Genomic DNA, 23447 nt, shown 5'->3' with positions numbered 1-23447 from the left:
GGTCTACCATGGCATGTGTACTTGTTAGACAATTTTCTTATTTGGGTAGTCTGGATCCCCAGATGACAGGAGCACACCATGGCCGTGAGCACGCCAGCATTGGGTGAGAGCACCGTTGCGCCGGAAGTATTGAACGTCGTCACCGACGCGTCGCGGGTGCGCACCCGCTCCATTGACCGGGTCGCCTACGCCTCTGATGCCTCGCACTACCTGTTCACCCCCCAGGCGGTGGTCATCGCCGCCGACGCCAAGGAAGTCAGCGGGCTGCTGGCCGCCGCGGCACGCAACCATCAGCCGGTCACCCTGCGTTCGGGCGGCACCTCCCTGGCCGGGCAGGCCAGTGGGGAGGGGCTGCTGGTGGACGTGCGCAAGAACTTCCGCCAGATCACCGTGCTGGACGGGGGCCGGCGGGTGCGGGTGCAGCCCGGGGCCACCATCCGCCAGGTCAATGCGCGCCTGGCCCGCCACGGCTACAAGCTGGGCCCGGATCCGGCCAGCGAGGCGGCCTGCACGGTGGGCGGGGTGATTGCCAACAACTCCTCCGGCATGGCCTGCGGCACCGAGTTCAACACCTACCGCACCCTGGAGTCCATGGTCTTCGTGCTGCCCAGCGGGACCATGATCGATACCGCCGCCCCCGACGCGGATGCCCAGTTTGCCGCCGCCGAACCGCACCTGGTGGCCACCCTGCAGCGCCTGCGTGAACGGGTGCGCGGCAACCGGGCCTCGGTGGCACTGATTGAAAAGCACTTCGGGCTGAAAAACACCATGGGTTACGGCATCAACGCCTTTTTGGACTTCGACTCGCCCGCGCAGCTGATGGCCCACCTGATCATCGGCTCCGAGGGCACCTTGGCGTTCGTGGCCGAGGCCGTGTTCCGCACCATCCCCATCCGCAAGCTTGCCGTGGCCACCCTGGCCGTCTTCGACAACCTTGACCAGGCCACCCGGGCGCTTCCCGAGCTGGTGGAGTCCGGGGCCGCAACCCTGGAGCTGATGGACAGCACCTCACTGCGGGTGGGGCAGGGCCTTCCCGGGGTGCCCGAGGCCATCCTCGGATTCGAGGTCAGCGACCAGGCCGCGCTGTTGGTCGAATACCATGCCGACAGCGAGCAGGAGCTGGCCGCGCACACCGCCGCCGGGCAGCGCCTGCTGGATGCCGCCGCCCTGCGGGCCCCGGCTCGCCTCTCGGCCGACGCCGCCACCCGGCAGGCCGCCTGGAAATTCCGCAAGGGGCTATACGCCTCGGTGGCCGGCGCCCGGGCTTCGGGAACCACCGCGCTGCTGGAGGACGTGGCGGTACCCGTCGCCGAGCTGGCCGACACCTGCCAAAACCTGCAGGAACTGTTCGGCTCCTACGGGTACGCCGACTCGGTGATCTTCGGCCATGCCAAGGACGGAAACATCCACTTCATGCTCACCGACCGCTTTGAAGGCGACACCGCCCTGAAGCGGTACAACGCTTTCAACGAACAGATGGTGCAGTTGATCCTGGACAAGGGCGGGAACCTGAAGGCCGAACACGGCACCGGGCGGGCCATGGCCCCCTTCGTCCGCCGCCAGTACGGGGATGAACTCTATTCGGTGATGTGCGAGCTGAAGGCTGCCGCCGACCCGCGCAACATGCTCAACCCCGGGGTCATCATCGATGAGGACCACGCGGCGCACATGCGCAACATCAAACTGAACGAGACCATCGAAGTTGAGGCGGACCGCTGCGTGGAATGCGGCTACTGCGAGCCGGTGTGCCCCTCCAAGGACCTGACCCTCACCCCGCGCCAGCGCATCGTGGTGCGCCGGGCCATCGCCAAGGCGCAGGCCGAGGGAAACCACGAGCTGGCCCGGGAACTGGAGCGCGAGCAGGGCTATGACTCGGTGGACACCTGCGCCGTGGACGGCATGTGCGTCACCGCCTGCCCGGTGCAGATCAACACCGGGCTGCTGGTCAAGCGGCTACGGCGCGAAACCGCGAACCCGGTGCTGGCCGCCGGCTTCAAGGCCGCCGCCAGGGGCTGGGGCGCCGCCACCCGGGCCGGGTCGGTCGCCCTGAGCGTGGCGGACAAGCTGCCGGCGCCGCTGGTGCGCGGCACCACCGAGGTGGCGCGCAAGGTCCTTGGGGATGATGTCATGCCGCGCTATGACGCGGACCTGCCGGCTGGCGGGGCCGCCCGCAAACCGTTGACCGGACGGCTCGGTGCCCCCGATGCCGAGCCGGTAGCGCTCTACCTGCCCGCCTGCGTCAACTCCATGTTCGGCTCCTGCGGGGATGGACCGGGGGTGGGAGCCGCGTTCGAACAGCTGCTGCGCCGGGCCGGGGTCGCGGTGCTGGTGCCCGAGGGCATCGAATCCATGTGCTGTGCCACACCCTGGACCTCCAAGGGCTATGCGCAGGGTCATGAGGTGATGGAGGCCCGCGTCCTGCACCGGGTGCGTGCCGCCCAGCCTGCCGGCGGCAGGCTGCCGGTGATCTCCGACGCGAGCAGCTGCACCGAGGGGTTTGAGCACATCCTGGGCCAGGCCGGATTCCAGGTCATCGACGTGCTCGGCTTCACCGCCGAGCACCTGCTGCACCGGTTGCCGGCGGGGCAGAAAATCCAGTCGCTGACCCTGCACCCCACCTGCTCCTCCACCCAGATGGGGCTGAACGACCAGCTGGTGCAGATTGCCCAGGCGGTTGCCCACACCGTGCAGGTGCCCCAGGACTGGGGATGTTGTGGCTTTGCCGGGGACCGGGGCATGCTGCATCCGGAGCTGACCGCCTCGGCCACCGCTGTGCAGGCCGAACAGGTGCGCCAGCTGGACAGCCAGGCGCATGCTTCCTGCAACCGCACCTGCGAATTGGGAATGAGCCGGGCCACCGGCAAGGACTACCAGCACGTGTTGGAGCTGCTGGCCGCGGCTACTGCCTGAAGCCTGAAGAGGCGGTGAGGCAAACTCCCTTTGCACTGGGTGGATTGATCTCACACGCGAAGCGTGGGGGATGCAGGATTTCCCCGGGGTCCGCCCCGTGTGGGTGCTTGAGCGCGCGAATCCATCGTTGTCCTAGCACTCGCACAGGCCAGCACGGCGGCCACGTGATACTTGGTACCGGCTCGTGGGGCAGCCGCCAGTCCAAAGTGCTGGCGGTCGTACCCCAAAGCGCTTCCGCCGGTACATTTCGTGCCTGGCAGACGAGCGATCCGGTGGCCCCATATGCCTTATGATGCACCGCCTTGCGTCCTTATCAGGCGGTGGCTACCGGGAGATCAGAAGAAAGTGGACTTCATGTCTTGCGGGAATCGGGGTGTACAACCCGGATTCCCGCAACGCAGCTGCAGTTTCGTGCACAACTGCTTCCAGGGGCCCGTGTTAACCGCTCCCGGCTCTAGCGTCCAAAGAGCCGGCTAAAGAAGCCCTTGCCCGGCTCGTTCTCGTGGCCTTGACAGCGGTCCTTGGCGGGGACGCCGCGCATAACCGAGTCAACGTGCTGGCCGCAGCCGGCCCAGGTGGTCTTGCCACATTTTTTGCAGGAAACCTGTCGGCACATGAGGTGCCTCCTTCTCTGGCTCGTAAGCCGTAAATCTAGGAAAGTGAGAGGAAGAGCTTCTCCAACTCTTCGACGGTCAAGCCGTCTTCCGCTTCGGCGGTCTTTTCGGGATCGATAAGGCAGTGCTGCATGGCCGTGGCCACGATGGCGAATCCGGCGCGGTCCAGGGCGGTGGACACGGCAGAGAGCTGGGTGACCACGTCGCGGCACTTGCCGTCGTTTTCAACCGAGTTGATCACTGCATCAAGCTGGCCGCGGGCCCGCTTCAGGCGGTTGAGGATGCGTTTGCGTGTGGCTTCATCTGCGTTGCGAATGATGTGCTCCTATTCGAAAAGACCATGGGGTGCACCCCCCGGATTACTGTTGGGACTTCCCCGCGGCCGCCATCTGGGCGTGCACGGCTTCCATGTCCAGGTTCTTCAGCGAGGCAATCAGTTCCTCCAGGCCGCGGGAGTCCAGCGCACCGGGCTGGGAATAAACCAGCACGCCGTCCTTGAACGCCATCAGCGTGGGAATGGAGGTGATCTGGGCGGCGGCCGCCAAGTTCTGCTGCGTCTCGGTGTTCACCTTGCCGAAGGTCACCTCCTGGTGCAATCCTGCGGCGGTGTCGAAGACGGGTGCGAAGTTGCGGCACGGGCCGCACCAGGCTGCCCAGAAGTCGACCAGCAGCATGGCAGAGGACTTGACGGTTTCAGCGAAGTTCGTTTCGGTCAATTCTAGCGGTTTCATTGATGCTCCTTTGGTTGTTGGCGGTTACTGCGCCGTCCGGGCATTGCGCCAGGGGCATATGGCGGAGAGGGGCGGGATTTTGGTGCAGAGCACCCAGGCGAGGGTGAGCAGGGCCATGGCAGCGGCAAGGATGGCGCCTGCCGGGTGCGGCAGTTCCTGTGCCAGGACGAAGACGCCCATGGCCAGCACGAAGTATCCGAACCCGCGGCGCAGTCTCTGCTCCGGCACCTTCGAAGCCAGTCGCGCTCCAATCAGGGAGCCAATGATCGCTGCTGCCGTGATGAGCAGGGTCAGCGGCCAGTTGACCGCGGTGGAGTTCAGGTGCCCCAGCATCCCGGATGCCGAGTTCAGGGCGATCACCAGCAGGGAAGTGCCGACCGCATGCTTCATCTGCAAGCCTGCCAGCAGCACCAGGGCCGGGACGATGAGGAAGCCACCGCCGGCACCCACCAGGCCGGTGACCAGGCCGGTGACCAGGCCGACGGGAATGTACAGCAGCACAGAACGGCCCTTGGCTTCGGCGCCGGCGGCCTTCTTCCGTCCGCGGATCATGTTCCGCGCACTGGCCAGCATGATGATGGCGAAGGCCACCATCAGCACCGTGGCGGGAATGGCCGCGCTGGCCAGGCCGCCGAGGAACGCGCCGCTCATGCTCGCTGCGGCGAAGACCAGGCCGGGGACCCAGCGAACGTGGCGTGCCCGCGCGTGGGGCGGCAGGCTGGCCAACGAGGTCACGCCCACCACGAACAGCGAGGTGGTGATCGCTTCCTTGGCGTCCATGCCCGCGACGTAGGTGAGCAGTGGAACCATCAGGATGGAACCACCGCCACCCAGCAGACCCAGGGTCAGGCCGACGACGATCGGCAAGGCCAGGACCAGAATCACCAATGGCTCCACGTCCTTGCCCCTACTTGCCGTTCGGGTTCAGCAGCTGCCCGGCGCTGGGGATCTGGGCCAGGGGGTTGGTTTTGGCCGTGCTGGCCTGGTTCCACGGCATCTTGGACAGCAGGCTGGCCATCGCGCAGGAATTGCTGGCCGCGGAATAGGTCAGGCCCGCGCCGATCGCCGCCGAGAGGTAGCCCAGCTTCGGGTGGATCAGCTTCGAGGCGACGAAGCCCAGCAGCACCAGCGAGCCTGCGCTCATGCGGACCTGGCGGTCCATGGCCCAGCGCCGGGTGCCGCGCACCACGGTGCCGCCGGACTTCTCATAGGCCGCGATGCCGCCTTCGAGCACGCTGCCGGCTTCGATGTGGATGTCGACCAGCCTCTGCTGCGCCTGGCCGGCGCGGACACCGGACTGGCAAACCAGCACAATCTGCTTGCCCAGCTTGCGGGTCACGTCGTGGGCGTGCTCCGCGACCAGCTCCAGCGGCAGGTTGTAGGAGCCCGGGATATGCACGGATTCAAACTCCGCGGGGGTGCGCACATCCAGGACTGCTACGCCGGATTCGTCGGACGCCAGCAGCTTTTTTAGGGCCGCTGCGTCCATGACATCAATGGGGGTGCTCATGCTTGAGGGGGTGTCCTTCTTCGTGGGGTTGGATTAGGCGTTGGTCTTGTTCATGGCGGCAGCCCAGCCGGCGTAGCTGCCGGTCAGTTCGACCACGTCGTACCCGGCATCGCGCAGGGCGCTGGCAACGATCGAGTTGCGCAGGCCACTTTGGCAATAGGTGACGATCTTGCCGTCGGTCGGAAGTTCGTCCAGGGCCCACAGGGCGCGGCCGCCGGAGATGTGCTTCGCGTCCGGGATGGCTCCGGCGTTGAACTCGCCCCGGCCGCGGACGTCGAGGAGCAGGGCGTGATCGAAGTCCTCCAGCTCCGTCGGGTCCACGCGTGGCGGGGTAAAAGCCGGCAGGCCCCGAAGGCTGGTGGCGTAGCCGGACACCGCATCGATGCCCACACGCATCAGGTGGTCGCGCATTTCCTCGGCCGACTCCAGGTTCTCGGCGAACAGGATCAGCTGGCGGTCGTCGGCTTGCGGGTCGAAGGCCCAGGCGCCGAAGCTCGCCATCTTGGAAATGGCCGGGATGGCCAGGGCGCCGGCGACGGTGCCCTCGGCTACCGCCACATGTCCGCGGGTGTCCACGAAGACCGCCTCTTTCGCGGAGGTCTTCTCGATGATCTGCTGTGCGGTGAACTCAACCAACTCCGGCAAGGTGCCCAGCACCTTGGCGCCGTCGCGGTTCTGGCGCTTCATCCGGGCGAAGTAGGCGTGGGCGTCGGGCTGTCCGTCGAGCAGCTCGGCGATGAAGCCCTCTTCGTCGTTATTGGCCAGGTAGCGGCCCCACCAGGCGAAGTTGCGCTCGTAGCCCACGGTGGTGGAGGGAACGGCGCCCAGCGCCTTGCCGCAGGCACTGCCCGAACCGTGGCCCGGGTAGACCTGGATGTGGTCCGGCAACTTCAGAAAGACGTCGCGCAGCGAGGCGAACAGGTCCCTGGCCCCGGCGAAGCGGGTGTCCACGCCGCCGGCCGCCGCGTCCAGCAGGTCCGGGCGGCCCAGATCACCGGCGAAGATGAAATCGCCGGAGAGCATGTAGCCGGGCTGGTCGCTGAAGGCGCCGTCGGTGATGAGGAACGAAAGGTGCTCCGGGGTGTGGCCGGGGGTGTGGCGCGCGGTCACGGTGATGTTGCCCAGTGTGATGGTGTCCTTGTCCATTAGGCGCTCGGCCTGGAAACCGTATTGCCAGTCGGCTCCGCCCTCGCCCGAGACGTAGGTGGCGGCCCCGGTGGCGGCAGCCAGCTCGCGGGTGCCGGAGAGGTAGTCGGCGTGGATGTGGGTTTCGGTCACCGCGACGATGCGCATTCCGTGCTTGGCGGCCAGTGCCAGGTACCCGGAGATGTCACGCCGGGCATCGACGACGATTGCCTCGCCCTTGGCCTGGCAGCCGATGAAATAGCTGGCTTGGGCCAGATCTTCGTCATAGAAGCGTTCCAGAAGCATGGTGCATCCTTTCGTGGGGGTATGCACCCAACCTAGGCTATACCCCGGGGGGTATGTCAAGCGGGCCCGTCGGCCCGTGATCGGTGGTAGGCGGCCTGCGAAAACAAGCTGGAACTTTTCGCTGGCCCACAGCCCGCAAATTTGCGGCATATCCTGCCCTGAGCGCCGCGGCAGGAGACCGCCCGGGCCGCCTGGTTCTCCGCTAGGGTTGGGCCATGAGCATTGAACGCGCCGTGCAAGTGCCCCAGCCCATCGATGAGGTGGTGGCCTGGTTCTCCCGGCCTGGCGCGGTGCGCCGCCTGCTGCCGCCCTGGCTGCCGCTGAAGGTGGAACAAGAAGCCCGATCACTGCGTGACGGCACCGCGCTGCTGCGGCTTCCGGCCGGAGTGCAGTGGGTGGCCCGGCATCAGCCGCGGCAGTACATTCCGGGCCGGCGCTTTGTCGACGAACTGGACCCCCAAGGGTGGCGGTCCCTGCCCACCAGGGTGCTGCACTGGCGCCACGAACACCTTTTTGAACCGGTCGGTAACGGGCACACGCGGGTGGTCGACCGGATTGACTCCAGCATGCCGGCCTCCTCCACCGTGCGCATGCTCGCCTACCGGCACCGCCAGCTGCTCGGGGACTTCGCCGCGCACCAGCAGGCGGCCGACGCCGGACTGGGCTCTGGCACGGTCGCAATCACCGGCTCCAGCGGACTGGTGGGCCAGGCCCTGGCCGCCCTGCTGTCCACCGGCGGGCATCGGGTGATCCGTCTGGTGCGCTCGGCCCCCGCCGGGCCGGGGGAGCGCCTGTGGGATCCGGCCAACCCCGACCCCCGGCTGCTTGCGGGGTGCGATGCGGTGATCCACCTGGCCGGGGCCAGCATTTTTGGCCGTTTCACGAAGGAACACCGGCACGCCGTCGAGTCCAGCCGCATTCAGCCGACCGCCCGGCTTGCCCGGTTGGCCGCCGACAGCGGCGTGGAGACCTTCATCAGCGCCTCGGCGATCGGCTACTACGGTGGTGCCGGCGGGGACCAGGAATGGACCGAAGAGGCTGCGGCTGGCAGTGGCGGGGATGACTTTCTCAGCCAGGTGGTGCGCCGCTGGGAGGCCGCGGCCCAGGAAGAAAGCAGCCAGGGGATGCGCCGTGTGCAGGTCCGCACCGGAATTGTCCTGGACAGCGGCGGAGGGATGCTGGCGGTGCTGCGCCCGCTCTACGCGGCCGGCCTGGGTGGCAGGCTGGGCCATGGGCGGCAGTGGATGTCCTGGATTGGCCTGGATGACCTGCTCGACATCTACCTTCGCGCGCTGTGGGACCGTTCGCTGAGCGGCCCGGTGAATGCGGTGAGCCCGCATCCGGTGCGCAATGAGCGTTTCTCCGCGGACCTGGCCGCCACGCTGCATCGCCCCGCGGTGATCCCGGTGCCCCAGTTCGCGCCGCGCCTGGTGCTCGGACGCCAGGGCGCGCAGCTGCTGGCCATGGCCGACCAGCGGGTGGTGCCGGACAAGCTGCTGCAGGCCGGGCACCGCTTCCGTACCGCGCAACTGCCCCAGCTGCTGGCCCACACGCTGGGCCGCGCCGAGTAGGATACGGCGGCCGGCCGGTACACCGGCAAAAGGACCCCGGCTGCCCGTACTATCGGGAAGCCGGGGTTCACAGGATTAGTCCAGCACCGGGGCCTGCAGGCCGAAGCGGGATACCGCCTGCGCCTCTCCATCGGCCAGGTGGTAGGTGACGCCCACAACGGCGGTGCGTCCCTCATCGATGGCGTCGGCGATGATGCGTGAACGGTCCACGAGCCGCTCGGAGGTCTCCCGCACGTGTTCCACCACGGTGGAGTTCACATCGCTCAGCCCCTTGCGCTCGGCCGCGAAGACCGACGGGGTGATGTGCTCGACCAAATCGCGGATGAACCCCTTGGGTAGGGTGCCGCTGCGCTTGGAGTCAATCGCGCTGGTGACCGCGCCGCAGCTGTCATGGCCCAGGATCACGATTAGCGGGATGTTCAGGATGTCCACGGCGAACTCCAGCGAGCCCAGGCTCGCCGAGTCGATGACGTGGCCGGCGGTGCGCACCACGAAGACGTCCCCCAGACCGACGTCGAAGATGATCTCGGCGGCCAGGCGCGAGTCCGAGCAGCCGAAGATCACGGCGAACGGCTCCTGCCCGCCGACCAGGGATTGACGTCGATCCCCGTCCTGGTTCGGGTGTTCGGTGTGGCCCTTGATGAACCGCTGGTTTCCTTCGGTGAGCTTCTTCCACGCTTCGGTGGGGGTCATGGCATGCTGTGCGGGATTCGACATACCTCAAAGTTTATCCCCGCCCGATGCCCGCGCCCCCGTCGCCGGAGCCCGTACAGTGCGCCACCGGACTGACACGGTGCCGGTTTCTGCCCAAATTTCCTAGTCAGCTTTCGGTGGCGGGGGCACCGCAGGGCACGGCTGGTGCGCCGTCACAAAACTGCACACCGCCTGGCTGGGGGCTAGGCTCCGGCGTCGGCACCGTCTGGGTGTGGTCTTCGGCGCGCGGCATGCCTTATCCTATTGAATGTCAGGAACCGTTTTGCGGTTTCCGGCGCTCTCAAAAGGGGCGATACCCGCTGGCGGCTCTCCGGTAGCGAACGGTAGCGGCAGACATATATGGAATTTTCTCAATCAGCATTTCGTGAAAAGAGTCCATGATGTCCAGCGTCTCAGCTGTAATCGCCCGCGCCCTGAAGCCGATCGCCCCGCAGATTTTCGGATTGATGGGCAACGGCAACGCCCACTTCCTGGATGCCGCGGTCCGCCAGGGCTTCGACTACACCGCCGTTCGCCACGAACAGGCCACCGTCACCGCCGCCGACACCCACTTTAGGCTCAGCGGCAAACTCGCCATCGCCTCCACCACCTACGGCGCCGGCTTCACCAACGCCGTGACCGCGCTCGCCGAGGCCGCGGCCGCCAACACCCCGGTGCTCTTTGTAGCCGGGGATGCGCCCACCGGTGGGCTGCGCGGCTGGGACGTGGACCAAACGGCGATCAACACCGCGGTACGCGCCGTGACCTACACGGTGGACGCCCAGAATCCCGGACACACCGCCCTGCAGGCCGCCGCCCACGCACTGCGTGAACGCACCCCGGTGGTGCTGGCGATCCCCTATGACCTGGCGGCTGCCCCGGCAAGCCAGGAAGGGCCCTGGGATCTGGGTCAGTACAGCTTTGACCCGCCGGCCCCGCGGCTGGGCGAGGAGCAGCTGCAGCAGATTGCCGCGCTGCTCAACGCCGCACAGCGCCCCCACGTGCTCTACGGCCGCGGTGCCCTGGACGCAGCCGGACCCATGGCCCGGCTGGCCGACAAGCTCGGGGCCACCAGCTCCGGCACCCTGCTGGCCCGTGATCTGTTGGCCCGCCCCGCCGATCTTGGCATCACCGGGGGCTTTTCCACCGAAGCCGCGGCGCAGCTCATCGCACAGGCCGACACCGTGCTGGTGCTCGGTGCGTCGCTGAACCAGTTCCAGATGCGCTTCGGGCAGCTGTTCGACCCGGCGGCCCGGGTCATCCAGGTCGATGTCGCCCCGACCGCCACCAGCCCCCGCGTGGATGTCTTTGCCAGCGCCGACTCCGGACAGGCCCTGGACCAGCTGCTGCCCCTGCTTCAGGAACGGGCCGGAGGACGGCGCTACTGTGACGGGCTGGACCTAACGGCGGTACGTGCCCGCCCGGCCGGTGACCCGGTGGCCGCGGATGGGCTGCTGGATCCCCGCCGCGTGGCCAGTGAACTGGAGGAAATCCTGCCGGAGAACCGGCTGCTGGTGCAGGACGGCGGGCATTTCATCGGTTGGGGCCCCATGTACTGGTCCACCAGCGGCACCCGGTCACTGAGCTGCGTGGGCACCGCCTACCAGTCCATCGGCCTGGGCGCGGCTTCCATGGTCGGCGCCGCCCCGGTGGCCGAGGGGCGCACCGTGGTGCTGGCCGCCGGGGACGGCGGGTTCCTGATGTCCCTTTCGGACCTGGAGTCGATCGTGCGGACCGTTAGCAGCGGGGTCATCGTGATCTATAACGATTCCGCTTATGGGGCCGAGATCCACCAGTATGGCTCGATCGGGCTGTACGAGGATCCAATGCTGATTCCGACCGTGGACTTCGCCGCCCTGGCCACCGCCTTTGGAGCCACGGGGATCACCGTGAAGAGCGTAGCCGACTTGGAGCAAGTTCGTGCATGGGTTGGGGCAGGCGCCAACGGCGTCTGCCTGGTTGATGCGCGTATTTCCCCGTTGGTGCGCGCCCCCTATATGGAGGAAGTGCTTCAGGCCAACGCAAAAAGCGCCGCTGAGCTGGTATCACAATCTGATTAAGCCGCTGGAAATCCCCAACGCGTTCAGCGTAGGGTTGCCACGTGCAGTTTTTGTCGGTTAGCCTTGCAGCTTTTGGCCTGGGAAGCGCCCTGATCTTTCCCGCCACCCCGGCTGCCGAGCAGACCCCAAAACCGGTGGACTACCAGCAGTGCGGGATCTTCGACATTGAAGAGGACCCGGCCTACCCCTTCGGGGCCCAGTTGTTGGAGGACCTCTGGGTCGATTCACCGGATGGCAAACTGCGCGTGGCAACCTTCGACGTGAACCTCAGCGCCAAACAGCAGGGCCAGCTCGGCGCCGACCTGGCCGGGGGCGCCAGCACCGAGGCCGCGCAGGTGGCCAGGGCCATCCAGCAGGCGGACGCCGACGTGGTGTTGCTGACCGGCATTGACGCGGATGAGGCAGCGGCCCGCGCCCTGAACAACCAGTACCTGAAGCATGCCCAGGATGGTGGGCGGGCGGTGGACTACCCCTATGTTTACGCCGGGCCCACCAACAAGGGCACCCCCAGCGGCGCCGACCTGGACAACGATCAGGTGGTCGGCGGCCCAGCCGACGCCTGGGGGTACGGCGAGTTCCCCGGGCAGGGTGCCATGGTGTTGCTCTCCAAGCACCCCATCGACACCCAGCACGTGCAGACCGTGACCAAGCAGCGCTGGTCCCAGATGCCGGGGAACACCATGCCCCAGTCGGGACTCAACGGCACCATCGCCGAGGCCATGCCGGTCATGGAATCCGGACTCTGGGATGTACCTATCAAGGTGGGTGGCAGCACCGTGCGGGTCATCGCCGTGCAGACCGACCAGGTGCGCGAGGAACTGACGCACTCCGCGCCGCGGCACAGCGACCAGCTGCGCATCGTGGGCGACTGGCTTTCGGCGGCCGACTACCTGCAGGATGACCGCGGCGCCGCCCCCGGCAACCACCAGCCCTACGTCGTGCTGGGCGAGCTGGGACGCAACCACGGCAATAACCAAGCCGTGGATGACATGCTGGAGAACCTCGGGGTCGCCGAGCAGGGCATCCACGACGACACCAACTACATCCTGCCCGCCGACACCCTGGAGATCGCCCGTCACGGGAGCATCCGGGACCAGGAAATGACCCCGTCGAACCCCGGCACCGAGCAGCCCAACCTCAGCGGAACCCCGGAACTACTCTGGAGCGATTTGACCTACTAGCGGGTAACGCCGTGCGGCCGCAGCCGCACCCGGTCGATCCGAACCACGTTTTCCCTGCAAATTTCTAGCCTTGCTCGCTACAGTTGGTACATCATGAGCAAAGACCCCATCACCATGTCACTGATCGGACCCGACGGAAAACCCCGTTCCGGCGTCCAGCAGGCCATCCTCAAGGGCATTGGCGTGCAGCGTCCCATCGTGCTGGCCTACCTCAAGCGCCTGCACCGCAAGCACCCCCAGGCCACGGCGGCGGAACTGGCCAAAATCGTGGAACGGGACTACCTGGCGCTGGCCACGGGATCCGGTGCAGCGGTCGGCGGGACCGCCGCCGTGCCGGTGGTGGGAACCACCGCTGCCCTGGGGCTGTCCCTGGCCGCCACCCTCGGGTTCCTGGAGGCCAGCGCGCTCTACGCCCAGGCCCTGGCCGAACTGCACGGGATCGCCATTGAGGATCCGGAGCGCTCCCGGGTGCTGGTGATGGCGGTGCTGATGGGCGAGGAGGGAAGTTCGATGATTTCGGGTCTGACCGCCCAGGCCGCCGGCCGCGGCGGGGGACCGGTCAAGGGCTGGGCCCGGGCGTTCGGGGCAGGACGCCCCACCAGCTTCTACACCTCCATGCAAAGAACCCTGCAAAAGAAGTTCATGCGCAAGATCCTGGGTACCCAGGCCGCCAGCATGCTGGGCAGGGTGGTGCCCTTCGGGATTGGGGCGGTCATTGGCGGAGCCGGAAACCGGTTCCTGGCCAAACGGGTCATTGAGACCGCCGCGGACGCGTTCGCCGGAATCCCCACGCTCAGCGACCAGCAGCTGGCGCTGGATGACCCGAACATCATCGACGCCGAAGTCATTGAGCCGGCTCCGCAACCGGCCCTGCGCCGCAGCGGCCGCCGACGCCGGGGCTAGAGGTAGCCTGCCGGGCCGCCCGGCTATCCGGCCAGGAGCAGGATCAGCTGCCCTCCGGTATAGATGGCCACCCCGGCCAGGGCCCCGATGACGGTCCCGTTGATTCGGATGAACTGCAGGTCCCGGCCCACCTGCAGCTCCAGCTTCGCACTGGCCTCGGCCGGATCCCAGCCGCGCACGGTGTCGCTGACCAGAGCCGCCAGGGACTGGCCGTGTTCTGCGGTGAACCGCTGCACCACCGTGACCAGACGGGCCTCAAGACTTTGGCGCAGGGCCCGATCACGCAGCAGTCGACGCCCAAAGTCCTGGACGGCTCCGTTCAGGGCCCGGCACAGTGGGGAATCGGGATCGGCCAGGGAGGCATCCAGGCCGGCCTTCAATGACCCCCACCCGGTGACCGCAAGTTCCCGCAACTGCCGGTCCCCGAGCAGCGAGTGCTTGAACTGCTCCACCTTGGCTATGGTGGCCGGGTCGCTTTGCATGTCCCGGGTGAGTCCGGCCAGCCAGTCGGTGACCGCCCGGCGCAACGGGTGGTCCCGGTCCCCGGCCACGGCGCTCAGCACCCCGCCCAGTTCGCGGTGGATCTTCTGCGCCAGCAGCTCATCCACGACCCGGGGAACCCAGGAGGGCGAACGTCCGGTGACCACCTCACGAAATACCTCCGGGTGCCCGGCCACCCACACCTGGGCGCGTTGGGCCAGCAGCTGCACGGCCGCCTCGTGGTGCCCGTCCTGCACCAGCTTGGCCCCCAGGGTGCCCAAGGTGGTGGACCACTGTGGGGCCACCATGTAGTCCCGGGCCAGGGCCTGCAGCACCGGCAGGACCTGTTCGTCATCCACCGTGTCCAGCATCCCCCGGGCCACCGTGCGCAGCTGGGTGCTGGCGGCGTCCGCTCCGGGCCGGCTGGCCAAATAGCCGCCGGCGCGGGCCAGCAGCCTGGCTTCGAGCAGCTTGCGGCCCACCACCGCCGGGTTCAGGAAGTTTTCCTGGACAAAACTGCCCAACGAGGCGCCCAGTTCGTCCTTCTTGCGCTGAATCAGGTTCGTATGCGGAATCGGCAGGCCCAGCGGGTGGCGGAACAACGCGGTCACCGCAAACCAGTCGGCCAGCGCACCGACCATCCCGCCCTCGGCGGCCGCCCGAAGATAGGCGAAGGCGGGCCACAGGCCCTGCAGCAGCAGCCCGGCCACAAAAAACACGAACATCAGCAGCAGCAGTGACAGGGCCACGCGTTTCATCCGGCGCAGGGCAGCGGCGCGCGGCTCCAAAAGCTGGGACATGCGCACCACTTTAACGCACCGTAGACCCTGGCACGCTGGGTCGCGACCGGTGCGCCGACCATTTTTCGGAGTTCGCCGGCTCTTGGCCAACACACAACCCGAGGACCGTGCACCGGGCGGTGACTGGCCAGTAGCGTAGGGGCATGAGCACTCTTTTCTACGCCCACCGCGGAAGCTCGGCACAATTCGCCGAAAACACCCGTGCCGCCTACCTGCAGGCCATTGCCGAAGGTGCGGACGGAATCGAATGCGACGTGCACCTCAGCGCGGACCAGGTGGTGGTCTGCCACCACGACCCCACCGTGAACCGCACCTCCAACGGCGAAGGGCGAGTGGCCCAGTACACCGTCAAGCAGCTGAAGGAGCTGGACTTCACGGTGCTGCGTTCCACCCCGATTCCGGCCGCCTATGGGGACATCCACGAGCAGCTGCTCACCCTGGACGAACTGCTCACACTGATTGAGCACAGCCATGCCGCGGTGGGGCTGGCCGTGGAAATTAAGCATCCCAGCCCGGCTGGGCGCGGACTGGAAGACGCGGTGCTGCAGGTGCTCGACGCCCACGGGTTCAACCGCGAAACCGGCGCCGCCGGAAGCAACGGGCAAATTCAAGTGAGCCTGATGAGCTTTGAGCCGGAGTCCAACCGCTACCTGGCGGACCTGGTCAACCGCGAACTGCTGTGCCAGCTGATCACGGAGGTGGACGCCGAATGGGTCGACGAACTGCTCTCCAGCGGGCAGACCGACCGTGCCGCGGTGTACCGGGTGCTGCAGCGTTCGGTCGAAGAAGGCCTGGAGCTGATCAGCCGCGGCACCGTGGGAATGGTCGGGCCGGGCGTGGCCTGGGTGCGCCAGAACGAGGACCTGGTCCGACGGTGGATCGGTGAAGGCCTGGTGCCCCGGGTCTGGACCGTTGACGAGCCGGCGGACGCGCGCTACCTGCACGGCCTGGGGGTGCGCCAACTGACCAGCAACCATCCCGCTTGGCTGCGCGGGGCCACCGGCCTGGCCTAGACGCCCCGACCGGTGCACGTGCCTTCGGTTACGGTCGGTGAACCGGCTCAACAAACGTTTGCCGGTGATCTGCGGCTAAGCTGAAAAACGTGAACACGCCAACATCCCCACAGGAACAGGCCTACCTGTTCGACACCTACCTGTTTGAGAACGAGGCGGAGGTCATTGCCGCCGGGGCCGATGACGAGGGGCAGTACATCGCCCTGAGCCCGAACATCTTCCATCCGCGCGGCGGCGGCCAGCCAGAGGACACCGGAACCGTCAATGGCCAACCGGTCACCGTATCGCGCATTGAATCCCTGGTGGTGCTCCACGGAACCACCGGGCTGCAGGTCGGGGACCGGGTGGTGGCCACCATCGACGCCGAACGGCGCAAGCTGCATGCCGCACTGCACACCGCGGGGCACCTGGTGGGGTTCGCCGGTGAGGAGCGCGGCTGGCAGCACCGCGGGCATTCGCACTTCCCGGGCCAGGCCCGCCTGGACTTCGATCCACAGAGCCTGGATGTGCCGGTGGAGCAGCCCGAGCAGCGCCAGGCGGCGGAGGCCTGGCTGCAGCGGCGGGTCGATGAGCTGCTTGCCACCGGCGCAGCGGTCACCAGCTCCATCGCCGCGGATGGGACCCGCACGGTCAGCATCCAGGGCGTGAACAGTGAACCGTGCGGCGGCACGCACGTCCAGCACGTGTCCCAGCTGCGGCAGGTGCAAATTGGTCAGGCCCGCGTCAAGCGCGGGGTGTACAAGGTGCGCTACGATGCCGGACATGCCTAGGGGCAAACTGACGCCGGCGACCCGGATGGGCCTGTCCATAGCGATTGCCACCGGGCTGTACGGCATTTCCTTCGGGGCCCTGGCCATCGCCGCGGGACTGAACCTGTGGCAGACGGTGGCCTTGAGCGCGCTGATGTTCACCGGCGGTTCGCAGTTCGCATTTATCGGGGTGATCGCCGGCGGCGGGACGGCCTCGGCCGCCTTTACCGCCGCCTCGCTGCTTGGGGTGCGCAACGCGGTCTACGGCATGCAGATCAAGCAGGCCCTGCGTCCGCGGGCTGGCCAGGTGCCGCTGATGGCCCACGTGACCATCGACGAGTCCGTGGCTACCTCGCTAGCCCAGTCCTCCCCGGCAGAGAAGTCCCGCGGGTTTTGGACCGCGGGCCTGGGAGTGTTCATCCTGTGGAACCTGTTCACCCTGGCCGGGGCACTGCTGGGAGAGTCCCTGGGGGACCCGGCCGCCTGGGGGCTTGACGGCGCGGCCGTGGCCGCGTTCCTGGGTCTGCTCTGGCCCCGGCTGAAGGGCGCCGAGCCGATCCTGGTGGCGATCGGTGCGGCGCTGGTCACCGCGCTGGCGGTACCCTTCACTGCGCCGGGCCTGCCGATCCTGATCGCCGCAGCAGGCGCGGTGCTGTACGCCCTGGCCGGGTCCCGGCACGCGCCGCGGGCCACCGAGCACGGCAGACTGCGTGAAGTAGATGGAGGCAAGCCGTGAGTGAATTGAGCTGGTGGATCCTGGGCGCCTGCGTGAGCGCCTTCGCGATCAAGCTGTGCGGCTACTTCGTGCCGCGCCGGGTGCTGGATTCCCCGGTGATGTCCCGCGTCGCCGGCATCCTGACCATTGCCCTGCTGGCCTCGCTGGTGACCATGAACGGGTTCACCTCCGGGCAGGACTTGGTCATTGACGCCCGGGTGGGGGCCCTGGCCGCCGCGGCGATTGCGCTGCTGTTGCGGGCCCCGTTCCTGTTGGTGGTAATTGCCGGGGCAGGGGCCGCGATCCTGCTGCGGGCCACCGGGCTGGCCGCGTAGCGTACGCACGCAAGGGATGACAATGCCGGTGGGACGGTGGCACAGTGGGGATCGACACCACCGGCCCCAAGGAAGGATTCTCCCATGATCGTCGCATTCTCCGTAGCCCCATCCGGAACCGGCAGCAACCCCGACGGCTCCGTCCACGATGCCGTCGCCGCTGCAGTCAAGGTCGTCCGCGACTCGGGCCTGCCCAATAGGACATCGAGCATGTTCACCGAACTTGAAGGCAGCTGGGACGAGGTCTTCGACGTCGTCAAGCGGGCCACCGAGGCCGTGGCCCCGTTTGGGTCGCGGATCTCCCTGGTCATCAAGGCCGACATCCGCCCGGGTTACGAAGGCGAGATCCACGGCAAACTCGAACGCCTGGAGAGCGCCATCGAGGAATCCGGGCAGTAGCGGCCGGCCAGCCGAAGGGGGAAGCAGCCGTCGATGTGCTCCGCCCCGGTTTGCGGGGGCGGGAGGTTGCCGCAGCGCGTTGGGCCGAGGAGACGAAGAAACCTGGCTAGACGTGGTGCTCGCTATCCACCAGTGGCTCCTGGACAGGGCGCGGCTCACCGATCACCGGATAGCTGCGGGCCAGGTAATAGGTGGCAACCCCGCCCACCACGGCGATGAGCGGGCCCATCCAAAAGGTGACCGGCCCGGAAAGCAGCCCGCAGATGCTCGGAGCCAGCACCAGCGGCATCAGGTAGTACCAGTGCCTGCGGTTCAGCTGCGCGGAGCCGCGTTCAAGCTGGGCGATGACGGTGAAGCAGCCCATCAGCAGGATCGCCCCGGCCACCGCCAGCCACAGCCCGGGCGCCAGGCAGATCACCAGCGAAAAGCCCGTCACCATGGCGGCGGCCACCCACGCGAACTTTTCATTGTTGCTCACGCGTCAGGGCACCTCCAAGGCGGGTCGTGGTGCCGGTGGGCACCGAGTGTTTGTCTAAATGCCAGTCTTTCAAATCCGGGCGGGGCGCTCAATCGTACTTAAGTAGGAGAGCATCCGCGCGCCCAACGTGAGATGGCTGAAATTTTTCGTCCGCGTGGTTTCTTGGCCACTCTCGCATGGCCTGTCGTACGCTGTAGTGGTGCAACTGAGGAACGACTATCGAATTCGTTTGGCCCGGACCGAGGACATCCGCCCGGCACTGCTGATGAAATTGCAGGCATGGCGCGAGGCGTATGGGCATCTGCGGCCCGAATCCTTCTTTACCGAGCAGGAGGACCAGCTAGAGGCGCAGGTCCAATGGTGGGAGCGCGGGATTGAGGCCGGCGCCCAGTTCTACGTCGCCGAACTGGCCGACGGGACCATCATCGGACTGGCTGGCGGTACCCCGGTGATCGATGAGGACAAGGACACCGGGGTCGAGATCGAGCTGGGCATGCTCTATGTGCTCTCCCCGCTGTATGGAACCGGGGTGGGCGAACACCTGCTGGAGACCGTGCTTTGCCGGCGCGACGCGCTGGTTTGGGTTCTGGAGCAGAACGCCCGCGCCCGGGCCTTCTATGCCAAGCACGGTTTTGAGGCGGACGGTACCGGGGAAGAGCTGGCCGGCTGCTGGGAAGGCCTGCGCGAAATCCGGATGGTGCGAAAACGTGGCTAGAACCACCGGTGCCCTGCTGCCCGGGCAGTACCCGATTGACACCGGACTGGCGGAGATTGAGCCGGACCCGTACGGGGCCGAACGCTACATCCTCAAGGTCAACGGAGTACCCTCCTCACATATTGACCTGAATGATCCTACGTTCCTGGACTTCGAATACATGCGGTGGATGCAACCGCTGTTCGACTTCGGCTATCCGGCCGAGCGCTTTGACGGGCGGCAACGCAAGCTGCGCGTCCTGCATCTGGGCGGGGGCGGATGCACCATGGCGCGCTGGGTGGCAGCCACCTACGACAACGCCCGGCAGGTGGTGGTGGAACTTGACGCCAAGCTCGCCGAGCTGGTGCGCACCCAGTTCCAGGTGCCCCGGGCCCCACTGGTGCGCCTGCGGGTGGGGGATGCGGCGCAGGTGCTGCCCGGCCTGAGCGATGCCAGCCGGGACATCATCATCCGGGATGTCTTCGCCGGCAGCACCACCCCGGTGGAACTGACCACGCTGGAATATGCCCGTCAGGTGCAGCGCGTACTGGATGTGGGCGGCACCTACCTGGCCAATTGCGGGGACACCGCGAATCTGGCCGGGGCGCGGGCCGAGGCCGCCACCTTCAGCGAGGTGTTCGCCCATGTGGCCATGGTGGCCGATGCCCCCATGCTCAAGGGGCGGCGCTACGGGAACATCGTGTTCTTGGCCAGTGACGAACCGCTGCCGCTGGATGCCGGATTCGAACGCAACCTGCGCATGGCCCCGTTGCCGGCCCAGGTCATTTCCGGGGCCGGGGTGCGCCGCTTTATTGCCGGCGCCAGCCCGATCAGCGGCTAGCCTGCGCTACGCCGCGCCGGTGCTTCGGTAGGCGCTGCCGTTCGCGCTGCGCTCCAGAAGCAAGCCGTCAACCATGTAGCGGCGCAGCAACGCGACGTCCGGGTGGATTGTGCGCAGCCGGTCGTTGAGCCGCTCTTCACTTAATTCCTCATCAGCGCCAATCGCCGCATCCCGGATCTGGCGCAGCACCTCGTGCCGTTCAGCGGGCTTCGCCGGCAGCGTGAGCAGGCGCGGCCCGTTGAAAAATCGCTGCACCCCTTCGGGCTTGGGCTGGGCCCGAGCCCGAAGGGCCGAGGTGAGCAGCTGCTCGTTCAGCTCCCAGCCCGGCCCCTGGCGCAACAGGCCAATTTTCTCCCACCGCTCCAGATTTTTCGTGGTGGTTCGATCCTCGGGCAGCTGCTCTTGCTGGCCGCAGAGCACCAGCCCCAGCACGTGGCGCATCCCGGGATTCTTCATGCCGGCAAAAATTTCGATCCATTGGGTGCCCATGCCGCGTAACCTCCTGCAGGTGGGAAGTGGTATCCGGCCGCCGCGGAGCGCAGGACCGTTGTTGGTGAGTCTACATTGACCCATCACGGCCGTGGCGCATGCCGGATGGCCCGGTGTACGACAAACGGGTCGAATCCGGAGCGCCATCCGACGCTCCAGATTCGACCCGTGCTGCGCAGGGGCGTTGAACGGCTACACGCCCGTGAGCTGCTCGATCAGGCCAATGCCGAAGAACAACACGAAGGCGGCGGCCACTACCCACATCAGAGGGTGCACTTCGCGGGCCCGGCCCTGGGCTGAGCGGATAAACACGAAGGCGATGAAGCCGGCGCCAATCCCGTTGGCGATCGAGTAGGTGAACGGCATCAGGGTGAAGGTCAGGAACGCCGGCAGCGCCAGGCCCCAGTCGTTCCAGTCGATCTTGGTGACCTGCGAGATCATCATGAAGCCAACCACCACCAGTGCTGGGGCCACGGCCTCGAAGGGCACCAGGTAGATCAGTGGGGTCAGGAACATGGCGGCCAGCAGCAGCAGTCCAGTGATCACCGAGGCAAACCCGGTCCGTGCGCCTTCGCCGATGCCGGCGCCGGACTCGACGAAAATCTGGGACGAGGAGCTCGAGGTGCCGCCACCGACAATGGCGCCGGCGGCATCCACCAGCAGGACCTTCTCAACGTCGGGGATGTTGCCTTCCTCGTCGATGTTCCCGGCTTCGGCCGCCAAGCCCACCATGGTGCCCATGGCGTCAAAGAAGATTGACAGAAGGATCACGAACGCCAGCAGCAGCGCTGCGGTCACGCCCAGGGAGGAGAACGCGCCGATCGGGTTCACGTGGCCGATCAAGCTCAGATCCGGCAGGGTCCAGGAGGGAAGGGAGGGGACCACCAGCGACCAGCCGCTGGGGTTCTCGGCGCTGGAGGCGCCGATGTCGAACATGGCCTCCAGGATGTTGGCCAGCACCGCTGCGGCGACAATGCCGATGAGGATGGCCCCCTTGACCTTGCGGACCACCAGGGCCATGGTCAGCAGCAGTCCGATGATGAACACCAGGATGGGCCAGCCCAGCAGCTTGCCGTCAAAGCCCAGCCCCACCGGAACCGTGGTGCCCGCGGCGTCCGGGATGCGGCGCACAAATCCCGAGTTGACCAGGCCGATCAGGGCAATGAACATGCCAATGCCCACTACGATCGCCGTTTTCAGCGAGGCCGGCACCGCGTTGAACACCGCCGTTCTAAAGCCGGTTAGCACCAAAACGAACATCACCACGCCGGCGATGACCACCAGGCCCATGATGTCCTGCCAGGTAAGGCCCGGATTGGTGGCCACGGTGATGGCCACAAACGCGTTTACGCCAAGGCCGGTGGCCATGGCGAAGGGGTGGCGGGCCCAGACGCCCATGATGATGGTCAGAATGCCGGCCACGAACGCGGTCACGGCGGCCACGCGCTGCAGCCCGAGCTCGGTGCCGCTGGCATCGGCCCCGGAGAGCACCAGCGGGTTGAGCACGACGATGTAGCTCATCGCAAAGAAGGTGGCGATGCCACCGCGGATTTCGGTGGAGAAGGTCGATTGGCGTTCGGAGATCTTGAAATAGCGGTCTACGCGCTGGGCGAACGTAAGTGTCGCGGGGGTTTGGGTGCTGGAGGACATGGTAAAAATTCTATGCTTTTCTGCCTCGGCGAAAAACCCCGAACCCCGCAATGAGTAGGCTGTGCGTGAAATCATTAGACCCAACTCACACCAATGGGAAGAATGGAAGTACATTGGGGGTAACGGGAATCACCCCGATGTAAGTGCCGGGCTATGAGGAGTGAATCTGATGAGCGACCAGACACCTGCCGCAACCGAGAAGATCGAGGGGATCGTCGTTGGCGTCGATGGCTCCCAGCAATCGCGTTGCGCCCTGAAGTGGGCGGTGCGTGAGGCGAGCCGCAGGGGAACCGTGCTGAACGTGGTTTCGGCGTACACCATTCCGGTGTTCGCCGCATCGTCAATGGACGCGGGCTATTCCACCCTGGACGACGACTTGATCCGTGGCGGCGCCGAGGACATTGTGCGCCAGGCCCGTGAGGAAATAGGGGACACCGACGTTCAGGTTCGCACCTACATTGAATCCGGGGACCCGGCTGGAGTGCTGTTGGACCTGAGCAATGACGCCGATCTGGTGGTCGTGGGCACCCGCGGCCGCGGCGGCTTCGTCGGGCGCCTGCTCGGCTCGGTGTCCTCCGCCTTGCCGGCCCACTCCAAGTGCCCCACCGTGGTGGTGCCGCTGAGCATGGCCAGGGAGCAGGAGAGCCAGGAGATTGAAAGCCGCGAGGCCATCGTGGTCGGTGTGGACGGTTCGGACCGTGCCCGCGCCGCGGTGCTGGCCGCGGCGGAGGCCGCGCTGGCCCGGGACATCACCCTGCGCGTCGTGTGCGCTGTGGCCCCGGTCAGTGCCGCGCTGGCCTGGATGCCGGCCACCGTGGACCAGGAGGCGGTGCTCGAAGACGTGCGCTATCAGATGGAAGTCGGTGCACGCTGGCTGAAGTCCCATTTCCCGGAGTTGAAACTGGAAACCGATGTCATCCCCGGCCCTCCGGTGGAAGTGCTGATCCGTGAATCCGAGCACGCGGTGTTGACCGTGACCGGTTCGCGGGGCCGCGGCGGATTTGCCGGCATGCTGTTGGGCTCGACCAGCCAGGGCGTGCTGCACCACTCGAAGGGCCCGGTGATGGTGGTCCCGGACAGCGAGGACCCGCGTCTGGCAGACCGCAAGGACTTCGAGGAAGAGGAACAGTAGAAAGACCCAGCGCTCCGGCACTCGCGTAGCCGGAAGCCTGAACGAGCGGCCGCTGGACCGCCGGGAAG

General features: G+C 66.9%; 23 protein-coding genes. 13 read left to right on the top strand and 10 right to left on the bottom strand.

The window, feature by feature from the left end; all coding sequences use genetic code 11:
- Positions 1–78: 78 nt before the first annotated feature.
- Complete coding sequence (locus FDN03_RS04930) at positions 79–2910, top strand: FAD-binding and (Fe-S)-binding domain-containing protein (RefSeq protein ID WP_138174653.1); 2832 nt, start codon at positions 79–81, stop codon at positions 2908–2910.
- Between the two features lie 651 nt (positions 2911–3561).
- On the opposite strand, the gene FDN03_RS04920 is transcribed toward FDN03_RS04930, so the two are convergent.
- Genes FDN03_RS04920 through FDN03_RS04900 form a run of 5 tightly spaced genes read right to left on the bottom strand, consistent with a single transcriptional unit; the run spans position 3562 to position 7196 of the window.
- The gene (locus FDN03_RS04920; protein WP_054821262.1) at positions 3562–3840 is read right to left on the bottom strand and encodes a metal-sensitive transcriptional regulator; all 279 of its coding nucleotides are present in this window, start codon (positions 3838–3840) and stop codon (positions 3562–3564) included.
- 43 nt (positions 3841–3883) lie between these two features.
- Positions 3884–4255: a thioredoxin gene (trxA, locus tag FDN03_RS04915; RefSeq protein ID WP_138174649.1), complete on the bottom strand. Its 372-nt coding sequence runs from the start codon at positions 4253–4255 to the stop codon at positions 3884–3886.
- 24 nt (positions 4256–4279) lie between these two features.
- The gene (locus FDN03_RS04910) at positions 4280–5140 is read right to left on the bottom strand and encodes a sulfite exporter TauE/SafE family protein (RefSeq protein ID WP_249354298.1); all 861 of its coding nucleotides are present in this window, start codon (positions 5138–5140) and stop codon (positions 4280–4282) included.
- 22 nt (positions 5141–5162) lie between these two features.
- Complete coding sequence (locus FDN03_RS04905; protein WP_212743866.1) at positions 5163–5765, bottom strand: rhodanese-like domain-containing protein; 603 nt, start codon at positions 5763–5765, stop codon at positions 5163–5165.
- Positions 5766–5798: 33 nt separating this feature from the next.
- Positions 5799–7196 carry an MBL fold metallo-hydrolase gene (locus FDN03_RS04900; RefSeq protein ID WP_138174645.1) on the bottom strand — a complete coding sequence of 466 codons (1398 nt, stop codon included), beginning with the start codon at positions 7194–7196 and terminating at the stop codon, positions 5799–5801.
- Positions 7197–7411: 215 nt separating this feature from the next.
- Between FDN03_RS04900 and FDN03_RS04895 the strand changes: the two genes are divergently transcribed.
- Entirely contained in the window at positions 7412–8767 is a 1356-nt protein-coding gene (locus FDN03_RS04895; protein ID WP_138174643.1) for a TIGR01777 family oxidoreductase, read from the top strand.
- A 75-nt stretch (positions 8768–8842) separates the two neighbouring features.
- Here FDN03_RS04895 and FDN03_RS04890 read toward each other — a convergent pair whose 3' ends face one another.
- The gene (locus tag FDN03_RS04890; RefSeq protein WP_138174641.1) at positions 8843–9484 is read right to left on the bottom strand and encodes a carbonic anhydrase; all 642 of its coding nucleotides are present in this window, start codon (positions 9482–9484) and stop codon (positions 8843–8845) included.
- 374 nt (positions 9485–9858) lie between these two features.
- Between FDN03_RS04890 and FDN03_RS04885 the strand changes: the two genes are divergently transcribed.
- The 3 genes from FDN03_RS04885 to FDN03_RS04875 all read left to right on the top strand — a co-directional run bounded on the left by FDN03_RS04885 (position 9859) and on the right by FDN03_RS04875 (position 13604).
- The gene (locus FDN03_RS04885; protein WP_349291705.1) at positions 9859–11520 is read left to right on the top strand and encodes a thiamine pyrophosphate-binding protein; all 1662 of its coding nucleotides are present in this window, start codon (positions 9859–9861) and stop codon (positions 11518–11520) included.
- Positions 11521–11561: 41 nt separating this feature from the next.
- The gene (locus FDN03_RS04880; RefSeq protein ID WP_138174639.1) at positions 11562–12701 is read left to right on the top strand and encodes an endonuclease/exonuclease/phosphatase family protein; all 1140 of its coding nucleotides are present in this window, start codon (positions 11562–11564) and stop codon (positions 12699–12701) included.
- Positions 12702–12794: 93 nt separating this feature from the next.
- Positions 12795–13604 carry a hypothetical protein gene (locus tag FDN03_RS04875; RefSeq protein ID WP_138174637.1) on the top strand — a complete coding sequence of 270 codons (810 nt, stop codon included), beginning with the start codon at positions 12795–12797 and terminating at the stop codon, positions 13602–13604.
- 23 nt (positions 13605–13627) lie between these two features.
- Here the strand turns inward: FDN03_RS04875 and FDN03_RS04870 are convergent, their stop codons facing one another.
- Positions 13628–14884: a DUF445 family protein gene (locus tag FDN03_RS04870; RefSeq protein WP_138174635.1), complete on the bottom strand. Its 1257-nt coding sequence runs from the start codon at positions 14882–14884 to the stop codon at positions 13628–13630.
- A gap of 143 nt (positions 14885–15027) precedes the next feature.
- Between FDN03_RS04870 and FDN03_RS04865 the strand changes: the two genes are divergently transcribed.
- From FDN03_RS04865 to FDN03_RS04845, 5 genes are all read left to right on the top strand, one after another.
- On the top strand, positions 15028–15897 hold the full coding sequence (locus FDN03_RS04865) for a glycerophosphodiester phosphodiesterase family protein (RefSeq protein WP_138174633.1): 870 nt from the start codon (positions 15028–15030) through the stop codon (positions 15895–15897).
- A gap of 89 nt (positions 15898–15986) precedes the next feature.
- Complete coding sequence (locus FDN03_RS04860; protein ID WP_138174631.1) at positions 15987–16667, top strand: hypothetical protein; 681 nt, start codon at positions 15987–15989, stop codon at positions 16665–16667.
- Complete coding sequence (locus tag FDN03_RS04855) at positions 16660–17382, top strand: AzlC family ABC transporter permease (protein ID WP_138174629.1); 723 nt, start codon at positions 16660–16662, stop codon at positions 17380–17382. Before FDN03_RS04860 ends, FDN03_RS04855 begins: the two co-directional genes overlap by 8 nt.
- Positions 17379–17696 carry an AzlD domain-containing protein gene (locus FDN03_RS04850; RefSeq protein ID WP_138174627.1) on the top strand — a complete coding sequence of 106 codons (318 nt, stop codon included), beginning with the start codon at positions 17379–17381 and terminating at the stop codon, positions 17694–17696. The genes FDN03_RS04855 and FDN03_RS04850 overlap by 4 nt, the downstream gene beginning before the upstream one ends.
- Before the next feature lie 84 nt (positions 17697–17780).
- On the top strand, positions 17781–18095 hold the full coding sequence (locus FDN03_RS04845; protein WP_054821224.1) for a thiamine-binding protein: 315 nt from the start codon (positions 17781–17783) through the stop codon (positions 18093–18095).
- 106 nt (positions 18096–18201) lie between these two features.
- Here the strand turns inward: FDN03_RS04845 and FDN03_RS04840 are convergent, their stop codons facing one another.
- Positions 18202–18573 (bottom strand): hypothetical protein, encoded by a 372-nt coding sequence (locus FDN03_RS04840; RefSeq protein WP_138174625.1) that lies wholly within the window; start codon positions 18571–18573, stop codon positions 18202–18204.
- A 199-nt stretch (positions 18574–18772) separates the two neighbouring features.
- On the opposite strand from FDN03_RS04840, the gene FDN03_RS04835 reads away from it, so the two are divergent.
- Both FDN03_RS04835 and FDN03_RS04830 read left to right on the top strand, forming a co-directional pair.
- Positions 18773–19288: a GNAT family N-acetyltransferase gene (locus FDN03_RS04835; protein WP_138174623.1), complete on the top strand. Its 516-nt coding sequence runs from the start codon at positions 18773–18775 to the stop codon at positions 19286–19288.
- Complete coding sequence (locus FDN03_RS04830) at positions 19281–20108, top strand: fused MFS/spermidine synthase (RefSeq protein WP_249354290.1); 828 nt, start codon at positions 19281–19283, stop codon at positions 20106–20108. Before FDN03_RS04835 ends, FDN03_RS04830 begins: the two co-directional genes overlap by 8 nt.
- Before the next feature lie 6 nt (positions 20109–20114).
- Here FDN03_RS04830 and FDN03_RS04825 read toward each other — a convergent pair whose 3' ends face one another.
- Both FDN03_RS04825 and FDN03_RS04820 read right to left on the bottom strand, forming a co-directional pair.
- Positions 20115–20597 (bottom strand): DUF2087 domain-containing protein, encoded by a 483-nt coding sequence (locus tag FDN03_RS04825; RefSeq protein ID WP_212743865.1) that lies wholly within the window; start codon positions 20595–20597, stop codon positions 20115–20117.
- A gap of 192 nt (positions 20598–20789) precedes the next feature.
- Positions 20790–22247 (bottom strand): NCS2 family permease, encoded by a 1458-nt coding sequence (locus FDN03_RS04820; protein WP_138174621.1) that lies wholly within the window; start codon positions 22245–22247, stop codon positions 20790–20792.
- A gap of 169 nt (positions 22248–22416) precedes the next feature.
- On the opposite strand from FDN03_RS04820, the gene FDN03_RS04815 reads away from it, so the two are divergent.
- Positions 22417–23379, top strand: coding sequence for a universal stress protein (locus FDN03_RS04815; protein WP_138174619.1), 963 nt, complete (start codon positions 22417–22419; stop codon positions 23377–23379).
- The last annotated feature ends 68 nt before the right edge of the window (positions 23380–23447 follow it).

It is taken from the genome of Glutamicibacter sp. V16R2B1, assembly GCF_005774635.1.
GTDB classification, from domain to species: domain Bacteria; phylum Actinomycetota; class Actinomycetes; order Actinomycetales; family Micrococcaceae; genus Glutamicibacter; species Glutamicibacter creatinolyticus.
Note: the sequence above shows the minus strand (reverse complement) of the source record. Positions and strands in the feature narration are given on the sequence as shown.